Genomic DNA, 9532 nt, shown 5'->3' with positions numbered 1-9532 from the left:
CAGCGCTCTGCTGGTTATGGATTTTCAGAAGATCATCCTTAACAACTTCCTCCCGCAAGAAAGCGCTGGAAACGTTATCCGCAATACCGCATCACTGATAGCCGCTGCGCGCACGGCAGGCGTACCGGTCATTTATGTCAGTGTCGGATTCCGCAAGGGGTATCCAGAGGTCAGCAAAAACAACACGATCTTTTCTTCGATTAAAGAGAATGGAATTTTTATGGCTGACAACGAGAGCACGGCTATTCATCCTGATGTCGCTCCGGCAGAGAATGAGGTTGTCATCGTTAAACGCAGAGTCGGAGCTTTCTCGTTTACCGAACTTGAGATGGTTCTCAGTGCTCAAGGCATCGAAGAGCTGATTCTTACCGGTGTGACGACCAGTGGCGTTGTGCTTTCTACAGTGGGGCAAGCGTTTGACCTGGATTACCGCCTTATCGTTGTGAGTGATTGCTGCGCAGATCCAGATCATGAAACCAATGTGTTTTTACTGGAAAAAATTCTACCTCAACATGCTTTTGTTACCAGTTCATCTCAAATATCAAAAGCATGGGTATAAAAATATGAATTTCTTATGTCAAAATAACCGTATTGTACTGGGGGAAGATGACCGGGAATGCCCGGTGATATGAACGTCAGCTCCTGGCACGCAACGGACATTGCTGACTGAGCTGAAGGTCCGCTGTGAGCGAGGAGCGGACGTCGTAGAGACATGAGAATAAGAGCGGCTAGGTTGTGGATTTTGTGCTTTTTACTCCCATCCCATTTCTTTGTAGGTCTTACTATCCTGTTCAGGGAAATCAGTTTGATATTCACCCCAATTACGGAACGTATAATATTTTTTCATTGCTTCAAGGTGCGAATCTGCATCACATGTCCACACTAATCTGTAGTCCGGATCCAGCAATTTCCGAGCAGAGTCTCCCAGTGGACCGGCAAGACAAAACAAATCTAAACCGGCTTCATTTGTCCACAGCTCGTGCTTCATAATTTTATCCCCATGAACTGCCATCCATGAATTAATATATCGCGATGTTAGCAACGTCCGCTCCTGGCACACTGCAGTCACGTTCCTGACGCTGAAGGTCTGCTGAGAGCGAGAAGCGGACACGGGAATAGTTTTCAATAATAATCAGTACGTATTGAGCAGAACTAAATTCTTAAGATATGCTTTAATTTGACGTACATCTATTCAAATGTTGAAGAATTTCTTCACTAATATCAAAGATGCAGTCTAAATGCTTACTGTGCTCAATAATTCTACTATGTAAATTCGGGTTACCACATCCTTCTACAAACTCTGACATTTGTCTTGCATCAAATAGCTCATCCTTTTCAGCTATCAGAACAGTTACAGGTAATGGCAATGCTGCAATTTGCCTTGCAGGTTGACGCGGCGTCAAAGCATTCGCCATATTCACGCTGTATCGCTGAACAAATTCAGGTCTTAATAGCATAACCTCATTGGGGAAATTAAGAGTAACTGCATAACGGTTACCGCATAGTAATCCCACACTGAGCGCATTTAGTACGAAAGGCCACTTGCTCACCGACGCGAATGGAACCATTGTTTTTCTGCAAATTTTAACTGGCGCAAAAGGCCCAAACTCAGGCGCAAGTAAAATCAGGCTGTCACTTTGTTGAGAGGGGGTGAATCGAGTAAAATAATTGATCAACATCCCCCCTCCGCTTGAATGGCCAAGCAAGTGAACTCTGGCCCAGGGGAACTTTACGCGAACATGTTCAAGAACAGTGTCGATATCCTGCCAGACCTGCTCAGGATTAGAAACGCTACCTTTGTTACCCAATGAGCGCCCGTGTCCACGGATATCTATGAGGCATGTACAAATAGCTCCACGATGACTTATCTGATGAGCAAGGATATCGTAACCAGCATCTGAGTTGACTCCACCACCGTGGTAAACGATAAGAACATCCTCAACTGCGCTTGCGGGTTCAAAGATGCGAATGTTTAGTCCTGCTATCAAATATTCAGCTACATTTTTAGCAAGTGGTAATAAAGTTCTGAGTTGTTTATAGCGGTCGTTAAAACTTATGAAATCAATCACGTCAAAAAATCCATGCAGATGAAGATCGGTATCCTAAGAATGTATTGCTCAAAGTATGCACTGTTTTTTTCTTCAGAACTCATACTGAGCGGATTTTCTCCAAAAAAATTCCTCCTAACTTCTTTCTTGGTCCTGATCTTCAACTTCCGTTCCTGGCACAGACCTGCCTGTCACATTAGGTTTAGATCTGTGCCATAGCTGTGTCAGGTCAGGTCTGATTTAATACAATTTAGACGTTTGGAAAGGTGAACCAGCACATTACTTCCACTCACTCCAACCAACTGGATATTCAGCAATGGCATTAACATCTGTAAGTAACGCTACCTCCGATTTCATCTGCCTCTGCCGCTCGTGTACTCTGAAGCCGTGCATTACCATTGCCTGCAGCATCGCTGCCGCCAACTGCTGATTTCAGTCAGTTTCTGATTTCGTAAATCCTCCACCATCTTGTCAGTCATAATTAAAGGGGCTACAGGTCCGTACTTTCCTGATTCAAGCTCGCTGTAGATATGGCGTCCATGCTCCTCAGTATCATTCTGACATGCAGTGAACGGCAGAAACTCATCAAACTCTGCAAATTTAACCCTGCAGTTAATCGCTGTATGTTCTTTATCCGCCCACTCAGGGGCCTGAATATCCTCAATATTCATACAATCTCCTGCTATGAAATTCGCTGAAAAAGACCGGCATAAAATGAAAAATTACTCGACTCTTTAATGGTATCAGCGGCGGCTTTTGAGGCTGCACTTCTGGCCTGTTCAGCAAGGAGCTGTGCTTCATCCCTTGCCTGTCCACTTTCTTTCTCGCTGGCAGCAGCAGCTTGTGCGCTGTTCACTGCACAGGTGATAACAGTGCATGCGATACCGGCAATAATTGCCCAGTCGCTCAGGCTTAACCCTGCAATTCTGTCGGCCAACATCCAGGACACCTCTTTTGCTGTTTTAGCTGTTTCGGCATATGCCTTCGCTGATACACCGCAGCTGGTCAGTGTGGTTCCTGTTCCATATGAAAGTCTGCTGTAAATGGTGCTCATTCTGGTCATAGCCCTACCTCCGATATTTCGGATGGCGTTGTGTGTGATTAGAGGGTCAGGCTTCACGGACTGGATTTATTAACAAAGCACGTAGCGGATGATTCACGTGAGTCTGAAATGAAAAAGGCCGCCATGCGGCAGCCTCAATGTGAATGTGATTAATATTGGCGATTCTAACGAACTTAGGCTTTTCTTGCGACAGCCAGCAGATGAGACGAAATACCCAGCAATTCAGGAGATTCCTCAGTTAAGCGCAGATGCTTCAGCAAAAGGGCTTTTTTGTCCTCTACCTGCATTATCTCATCCGTGTCAATGATGCTGGCAAACCCCTCTACAGCGAACAGTCTGATATACTGAAACCCTGTTTGCTGAAGCTCCTGCATAATTAATGACGGGGTATGAAAAAAAGCAGTAGTGAAATAATTTGGAGTGTCATAAGGATTTTCATGGTTTCCCGTCAGCAGATCTGTTTCCACTATACGTTGAAACACCGGGTCATTTATAAACTGGTATTTATATCCATCCACCAGCGATGCTGACCTCGATATATATGTAAAAATAGCAACGCCGCCGGGTTTCAGAACACGAAGGCACTCCTCAATGCATTGAATCCTGTCAACGCTTTCCTGCAGGTGATACAGAGCCCCCATCAGCATCACCATGTCAAAAGTGTTACCATCCCATGGCAGTTTTCGCGCATCGCCGCAGGTGTACGATTGCAACTTGAAAGCACTTTGTTGTCCGCGCTGTCTGGCCTGCTCAATATGTTTGCTGGAAAGGTCCAACAGATGTACATGATGCCCTTTCTCTGCCAGCCAGAATGAATAAAAACCATTTGCGCCGGCGATATCAGCGATAAGCATAGGGGAAGGCGTTAAAAATCGCCTAATAATCTCCTGAGAGCGGATAAATTCCAGCTGATTTACTTTGAAGCGATTTGCCTCGTCGAAGTTACTCTCATAGAAGTCGTATATCCTTTCATTGTTTTCCATAACCAACTGTCTCCCAGGGGAAAGTCCATATTAATCTGCTGTTTGGGTTCTTTGATTGAGTTGCTTATTAAGTAACCACTACTAACACACTACAGCACTTTCTACAAGTAGCCTAGTTTTCGCGATTCATTGCATCAAGGCCAACTACGGATGGCACAAATTGTACGCAAGGTGCTATCGGATGTTTTTAAAGAAGCACAGCAGGTAGGAGAAGTACCGGCGGGATTTAATCCAGCTGACGCTACAAAAAAACCGCAGGTCCGTGTCTCCAGACAACGACTGACGTTCGAAGAATGGCTAATGATCTATAAGGCAGCCGAAAAAGATAATTACTTTCTGCAGAAAGGAATGCTGCTGGCCATCATCACAGGACAGCGGTTGGCCGATATTTGTAATATGAGATTTTCAGATGTCAGGGATGGTCATCTCTTTGTTGAACAAAGTAAAACAGGAGCCAAAATCGCGATACCTTTAAAGTTACGTTGTAACAAGATAAACATTTCTCTTGAAGATGTAATCGCTCAATGCCGGGACAGAATACTTAGTCCGTATTTACTACATCATCACCACGATAAAGGGAAAGGCAAAAGAGGAGGAATGGTAAAACCGGCATCTCTAACTGGTGCGTTCAGAAAAGCACGTGACTCAGTTGACTACGACTGGTCAAGCAAAGGAGCTCCCCCTTCTTTCCATGAGCAACGTTCTTTGGCTGAAAGGTTATTCAGAGAGCAAGGTATCGACACACAAATTTTATTGGGCCATAGCAGTAAAGTAATGACCGATCACTACAACGATACGCGCGGAAAAGAATGGAAAAAACTGGTCATTTGACGACCAGTTTTGCAGAAGAGTTTTGCAGGGGTTTTGCAGAAGAATTTAAAAACGATAACCCGCAGAGAACATAAACACCCACGGATCGAGGCGTACGCTGTCTCGCTGCTGGACGCCACCCATTTTATAGCTTGCGGTGGTGTCGATATCCATGTACCAGACCGACATGTTAATCAGCCAGTCGCGGTTAATCAGATAGTCCATACCGACTTGCCCTGCCGCACCCCAGGAATCTTTCAGGCTCAGGTCCGATAATCCGGCTTCCTTACCGTTGTTGTTAAAGCCTTCGTCGAAGAAGGTGGTGTAGTTCACACCAACACCAACGTAAGGACGCAATTTGCTGCTGGAATCACCGAAGTACCACTGTGCCATTAATGTCGGCGGTAAATGGTGAACAGTGGCAATATCGCCCGTCGCGGCAGTCCCAATTTTGTGACGGAACGGCGTGGCTGCCAGTAATTCAACACCGATATTGTCGGTTGCCATGTAGGTGAATGTCAGACCCAACTGGGTGTTATTACTGACATCAAAGCCACCTAAGCTTCCCAGCGTCCCCCCCGCGCCTTCCGTCGGTCTGACGGTGGCAGAACCCGCACGAATGAAGAATTCTCCAGCCTCATGCGCAAATGCGTTACCAGAGAGAAGAGTTGTTAAAGCCACTGCTGCAACTGTTAATTTTTTCATGTCCGCTCCATCGTTATGGTTATAAAAGCGGAACAAATATACCCACATTGGAGTAATAAGTGATCTTACCTGGATCACATTGACTTTGATAATTTAACATTTATTGATCCAGATTAAGTTAGAACTTGCATTCAAAATCCTGGTTAAATTAATTCAGATCAATTTTGATATATTTTCGCCATGCAAGTATCCGATACTCGCTTATGACAAGCGTTGCTTATTTGCCCATGATGCGCAGAGAACAACCAGCGTTCCTGCATAACGCTGAAGTGATAGCCAAAAATTACCGGAGCTTTACAAAGATATGCCTTTCCATACATCGCGCGATGCTGCCACTGTAGAGTTATCCAGGGTACAATTGCCCGCAAATGAACACCTGCAAAACTCAAGGAGAGTGCATGTCTATCACGGCGAAATCCGTTTACCGTGACACGGGAAACTTTTTCCGTAATCAATTCATTACCATCTTGCTGGTATCGTTGTTGTGCGCGTTTATCACAGTGGTGTTAGGGCATGCCTTTTCTCCCAGTGACGCACAAATTGCGCAGCTCAGTGAAGGGGATCAGTTAACCAGTAGCGTAGGTCTGTTCGATCTGGTACAAAATATGACCCCGGAGCAACAGCAAATTCTGCTACGCGCTTCCGCGGCGTCGACATTTTCAGGCCTGATTGGTAATGCCATCCTCGCGGGAGGTATCATCCTGATGATTCAGCTGATTTCAGCAGGTCATCGGGTCAGCGCGTTACGCGCCATCGGCGCCAGTGCGCCAGTGTTGCCCAAGCTGTTTATTCTGATTTTTCTGACTACTCTGCTGGTGCAAATCGGTATTATGCTGGTGGTCGTACCCGGTATTCTGCTGGCTATCCTGTTAGCTCTCGCACCGGTGATGTTGGTACAGGATAAAATGGGTGTCTTTGCCGCAATGCGCAACAGTATGCGTCTGGCATGGTCTAATATGCGACTGGTCGCGCCGGCAGTGATCGGTTGGCTGCTGGCTAAAACGCTGCTGTTGCTTTTTGCGCCAAGTTTTGCGGTACTTACGCCGAACGTAGGCGCGGTATTGGCGAATACGCTGAGCAATATGATCTCCGCCGTGTTGCTGATCTATTTGTTCCGCCTGTACATGCTGATTCGCCAATAAACCCTGAACGCATACCGGGCGCAGGCCTGGTGCTTTTGATGACGGAATGAAGAATGAAGCAGTTTCTTGATTTTTTACCGCTGGTTGTCTTTTTTGCCTTTTATAAGCTTTACGACATCTACGCGGCGACCTCGGCACTGATTGTCGCGACGGCTGTGGTTTTGATTTACAGCTGGGTTCGCTACCGCAAGGTCGAGAAGATGGCGTTAATCACCTTTGTTTTGGTTGCCGTGTTCGGTGGCCTGACTATCTTCTTCCACAACGATGAATTCATTAAGTGGAAAGTTACGGTGATTTACGGACTGTTTGCCGGTGCGCTGCTGGTTAGCCAGTGGGTGATGAAAAAGCCACTGATTCAGCGCATGTTAGGCAAAGAGCTGACCCTGCCGCAGCAGGTCTGGTCGAAGCTTAATTTAGCCTGGGCCGTCTTTTTCATTCTCTGTGGCCTGGCGAATATCTATATCGCTTTTTGGCTGCCGCAGAATATTTGGGTCAACTTTAAAGTATTCGGCCTGACAGCCCTGACCTTATTCTTTACGCTGCTGAGCGGTGTCTATATTTACCGCCATCTGCCGCAGGAAGATAAATCGTAATACATGTCCGCCAGATCAGCCGATCTGGCGAATTTTTATCCCCTCACGTTCCTCATTACCGCTAACCCGGCTTACTTCCACTTCCCACGCCGCATCCCTCTGTTCTCAACGCGCAAATTCTAGTAGCATCGCGCCTGTAATCTTTCTCTATAGTCGGTTCAACAATGACAACAACGAATAATACTCCCCAGGGTGAACTGGTTTTACGCACTCTGGCTATGCCTGCCGATACCAATGCGAACGGTGATATTTTTGGCGGCTGGCTGATGTCACAAATGGATATAGGTGGCGCTATTCAGGCCAAAGAGATCGCACATGGTCGTGTGGTAACGGTGCGCGTTGAAGGAATGAGCTTTTTACGCCCGGTTGCCGTAGGCGATGTGGTTTGTTGCTATGCGCGCTGCGTGAAGCGCGGGACGACCTCGATCAGCATTAATATTGAAGTCTGGGTGAAGAAAGTTGCTTCAGAACCTATCGGCCAACGCTACAAAGCCACCGAAGCCCTGTTCATCTATGTTGCCGTTGATAAAGACGGTAAGCCACGTCCGATCCCTACCCTGGGCTGATAAGTCACGCTAGCATCGCCCTCCGGCAATCACTCAATTCATTGCTTATTGCCGGAGGGCGGCGAACCGCCAAATCCGGCCTGTGCCTTATTCAATCTGCGTTGCGCCGTTCAGACGGAACACGATATTCACTACCAGTCCGGAACCCGGTTTCCCGGCCTCATAGCGCCATCTGCGCATCGCATTTTTCACTTCACGCTCAAACATATTCGCCGGCTGCGCGGACAGAATTTCCACGTTTTCAACACGGCCATCCGGCGTCACATCAAATTTAACTTTAACACGACCTTCTATGCGTAGCGCTTGCGCTCGCGCAGGATACTGCGGCTGATTACGGCTTAAAGCGCGAGGACCTGCTGGCGCACTTACCGCTGCTTTACTGGTTGCCGGCGCGGTACTGGTCGTTGGACGCGCAGGCGCCGTATTTTCAAATGGGGATGCCGGGCGCGGCTCTGCGGGTTTAGCATCACGTTTGGGCTGCTCTACCACTTTTTTCACCGGTTTTGGCTTCGGTTTAGGCTTGGGCTTCGGTTTCTCAATCACTACCGGCGCCTCTTTTGGCGGCTCCGGGATTGGCTCTGGTTCCGGTTCTGGCTCGACTACGGGTTCCGGCGGCGGCTGAACGGCCTGGGGCGGTTCGAGATCGGCAGGCGCGACCATGGTAACGGAGATCGGCTGCGCTGGCGCAGGCAGTTCAATAACCTGATGTACCGAGGTATACAATAGACCCGCCACTACAGCACCATGGATGCCGACGGAAAGTAACGTTGGCCAGGGAAAGCGACGAGGTAAATCAAGGGTCATTGAAGTCATAATCGTTTCAGTTAAAAAACCAGGCCCTGATTTTAAATGCAAATAGCAATCATATTCAATAAGACCTGGGCAGTAAGCCGCATTTAAAACACGATTTTATGTAAAAAAACCTTCATCACAATGTGGTCTTAACAAATCCGTTATCTTTACGTTGCAGTTGGCATGCCTTTCCAATAACGTAATTAACGACTTTTACCGATTAAGGAGCTCTACCCGTGCTGTACGTTATTTATGCTCAAGATATCGCAGACTCTCTCGACAAACGCCTTTCCGTGCGCCCTGCTCATCTGGCCCGTCTGCAACTCCTGCATGACGAAGGACGACTGCTCACGGCAGGACCGATGCCAGCAGTTGACAGTAACGATCCGGGTGTCGCGGGGTTTACCGGCTCGACGGTGATTGCAGAATTTGAATCTTTAGAAGCAGCGCAGGCGTGGGCAGAAGCCGACCCCTATGTCGCAGCAGGCGTTTACGCGCAGGTTTCAGTAAAACCGTACAAGAAAGTATTTTAAAAACAGAACGAAAGCAGACATTGGGCACCACCAGCGGTGCCCTTTTGAGATCAGATACTGTGGATTGCAAACAGCAACGAGTTACGTTGATGATTCAGAATACACTTTCTGATGCTATGGATACGCATGTTACGACGCGATTGTCCTTCAAGCCAACGTGCTTTACGGCGGCTAGCCTGACGCTGCATCCGCCAGCGTCCCACTTCCGTTCTACTACGCTTCATGTTAACTACTCTTCCAGTCACTGAGCGGCCATTATAACGCCACACCGAATGCAGGCCAGTGGTTTTCCCGTGT

The 9532-nt window shown here is 47.5% G+C and carries 12 protein-coding genes and 4 pseudogenes; 7 read left to right on the top strand and 9 right to left on the bottom strand.

All coding sequences use genetic code 11. The features are described 5' to 3' along the window. Window positions 1–572 (top strand): annotated as a pseudogene (locus FDW97_RS05080) (cysteine hydrolase family protein); the annotation flags it as partial. A gap of 179 nt (window positions 573–751) precedes the next feature. Here the strand turns inward: FDW97_RS05080 and FDW97_RS05075 are convergent. The 6 genes and pseudogenes from FDW97_RS05075 to FDW97_RS05055 all read right to left on the bottom strand — a co-directional run bounded on the left by FDW97_RS05075 (window position 752) and on the right by FDW97_RS05055 (window position 4094). Further along, entirely contained in the window at window positions 752–988 is a 237-nt protein-coding gene (locus tag FDW97_RS05075; protein ID WP_137350723.1) for a hypothetical protein, read from the bottom strand. A 184-nt stretch (window positions 989–1172) separates the two neighbouring features. Next, window positions 1173–2069, bottom strand: a complete 897-nt coding sequence (locus FDW97_RS05070; RefSeq protein ID WP_137350722.1) for an alpha/beta fold hydrolase — start codon at window positions 2067–2069, stop codon at window positions 1173–1175. 258 nt (window positions 2070–2327) lie between these two features. Next, entirely contained in the window at window positions 2328–2441 is a 114-nt protein-coding gene (locus FDW97_RS23775) for a hypothetical protein (RefSeq protein WP_371414780.1), read from the bottom strand. Next, window positions 2441–2719, bottom strand: coding sequence for a hypothetical protein (locus FDW97_RS05065; protein WP_249359788.1), 279 nt, complete (start codon window positions 2717–2719; stop codon window positions 2441–2443). The genes FDW97_RS23775 and FDW97_RS05065 overlap by 1 nt, the downstream gene beginning before the upstream one ends. A gap of 179 nt (window positions 2720–2898) precedes the next feature. Continuing rightward, window positions 2899–3111, bottom strand: a pseudogene (locus FDW97_RS23770) (holin); the annotation flags it as partial. A 173-nt stretch (window positions 3112–3284) separates the two neighbouring features. Beyond that, window positions 3285–4094 carry a class I SAM-dependent methyltransferase gene (locus FDW97_RS05055; RefSeq protein ID WP_137350721.1) on the bottom strand — a complete coding sequence of 270 codons (810 nt, stop codon included), beginning with the start codon at window positions 4092–4094 and terminating at the stop codon, window positions 3285–3287. 135 nt (window positions 4095–4229) lie between these two features. On the opposite strand from FDW97_RS05055, the pseudogene FDW97_RS05050 reads away from it, so the two are divergent. Further along, a pseudogene (locus FDW97_RS05050) lies at window positions 4230–4925 on the top strand (tyrosine-type recombinase/integrase); the annotation flags it as partial. Window positions 4926–4970: 45 nt separating this feature from the next. Here the strand turns inward: FDW97_RS05050 and ompW are convergent. Next, window positions 4971–5609 (bottom strand): outer membrane protein OmpW, encoded by a 639-nt coding sequence (gene ompW, locus FDW97_RS05045; RefSeq protein ID WP_069324643.1) that lies wholly within the window; start codon window positions 5607–5609, stop codon window positions 4971–4973. A 283-nt stretch (window positions 5610–5892) separates the two neighbouring features. Here ompW and FDW97_RS23610 point away from each other — a divergent pair. The 4 genes and pseudogenes from FDW97_RS23610 to yciA all read left to right on the top strand — a co-directional run. Continuing rightward, window positions 5893–5979: pseudogene (locus tag FDW97_RS23610) on the top strand (YkgJ family cysteine cluster protein); the annotation flags it as partial. A 28-nt stretch (window positions 5980–6007) separates the two neighbouring features. After that, window positions 6008–6751 carry a YciC family protein gene (locus tag FDW97_RS05040; protein ID WP_038640992.1) on the top strand — a complete coding sequence of 248 codons (744 nt, stop codon included), beginning with the start codon at window positions 6008–6010 and terminating at the stop codon, window positions 6749–6751. A gap of 53 nt (window positions 6752–6804) precedes the next feature. Further along, window positions 6805–7344 (top strand): septation protein A, encoded by a 540-nt coding sequence (locus FDW97_RS05035; RefSeq protein WP_069324644.1) that lies wholly within the window; start codon window positions 6805–6807, stop codon window positions 7342–7344. 164 nt (window positions 7345–7508) lie between these two features. Next, the gene (gene yciA / locus FDW97_RS05030; RefSeq protein WP_038640996.1) at window positions 7509–7910 is read left to right on the top strand and encodes an acyl-CoA thioester hydrolase YciA; all 402 of its coding nucleotides are present in this window, start codon (window positions 7509–7511) and stop codon (window positions 7908–7910) included. A gap of 87 nt (window positions 7911–7997) precedes the next feature. Here the strand turns inward: yciA and tonB are convergent, their stop codons facing one another. Further along, the gene (tonB, locus tag FDW97_RS05025; protein WP_038643203.1) at window positions 7998–8714 is read right to left on the bottom strand and encodes a TonB system transport protein TonB; all 717 of its coding nucleotides are present in this window, start codon (window positions 8712–8714) and stop codon (window positions 7998–8000) included. Window positions 8715–8938: 224 nt separating this feature from the next. On the opposite strand from tonB, the gene FDW97_RS05020 reads away from it, so the two are divergent. After that, window positions 8939–9235, top strand: coding sequence for a YciI family protein (locus tag FDW97_RS05020; RefSeq protein ID WP_006684292.1), 297 nt, complete (start codon window positions 8939–8941; stop codon window positions 9233–9235). Between the two features lie 50 nt (window positions 9236–9285). Here FDW97_RS05020 and FDW97_RS05015 read toward each other — a convergent pair whose 3' ends face one another. Further along, the gene (locus FDW97_RS05015) at window positions 9286–9459 is read right to left on the bottom strand and encodes a YciY family protein (protein ID WP_087856120.1); all 174 of its coding nucleotides are present in this window, start codon (window positions 9457–9459) and stop codon (window positions 9286–9288) included. Window positions 9460–9532 lie beyond the last annotated feature (73 nt).

The organism is Citrobacter sp. wls708, from assembly GCF_005281255.1.
Classification (GTDB): domain Bacteria; phylum Pseudomonadota; class Gammaproteobacteria; order Enterobacterales; family Enterobacteriaceae; genus Citrobacter; species Citrobacter werkmanii.
The sequence above is the reverse complement of the archived record's forward strand: the minus strand, read 5'-3'. Positions and strand labels throughout refer to the sequence as shown.

Coding starts and splice junctions, on each gene's coding strand:
- FDW97_RS05075 (WP_137350723.1), bottom strand. CDS start 988: ATGAAGCACGAGCTGTGGACAAATGAAGCCGGTTTAGATTTGTTTTGT.
- FDW97_RS23775 (WP_371414780.1), bottom strand. CDS start 2,441: ATGCACGGCTTCAGAGTACACGAGCGGCAGAGGCAGATGAAATCGGAG.
- FDW97_RS05065 (WP_249359788.1), bottom strand. CDS start 2,719: ATGAATATTGAGGATATTCAGGCCCCTGAGTGGGCGGATAAAGAACAT.
- FDW97_RS05055 (WP_137350721.1), bottom strand. CDS start 4,094: ATGGAAAACAATGAAAGGATATACGACTTCTATGAGAGTAACTTCGAC.
- ompW (WP_069324643.1), bottom strand. CDS start 5,609: ATGAAAAAATTAACAGTTGCAGCAGTGGCTTTAACAACTCTTCTCTCT.
- FDW97_RS05040 (WP_038640992.1), top strand. CDS start 6,008: ATGTCTATCACGGCGAAATCCGTTTACCGTGACACGGGAAACTTTTTC.
- FDW97_RS05035 (WP_069324644.1), top strand. CDS start 6,805: ATGAAGCAGTTTCTTGATTTTTTACCGCTGGTTGTCTTTTTTGCCTTT.
- yciA (WP_038640996.1), top strand. CDS start 7,509: ATGACAACAACGAATAATACTCCCCAGGGTGAACTGGTTTTACGCACT.
- tonB (WP_038643203.1), bottom strand. CDS start 8,714: ATGACCCTTGATTTACCTCGTCGCTTTCCCTGGCCAACGTTACTTTCC.
- FDW97_RS05015 (WP_087856120.1), bottom strand. CDS start 9,459: ATGAAGCGTAGTAGAACGGAAGTGGGACGCTGGCGGATGCAGCGTCAG.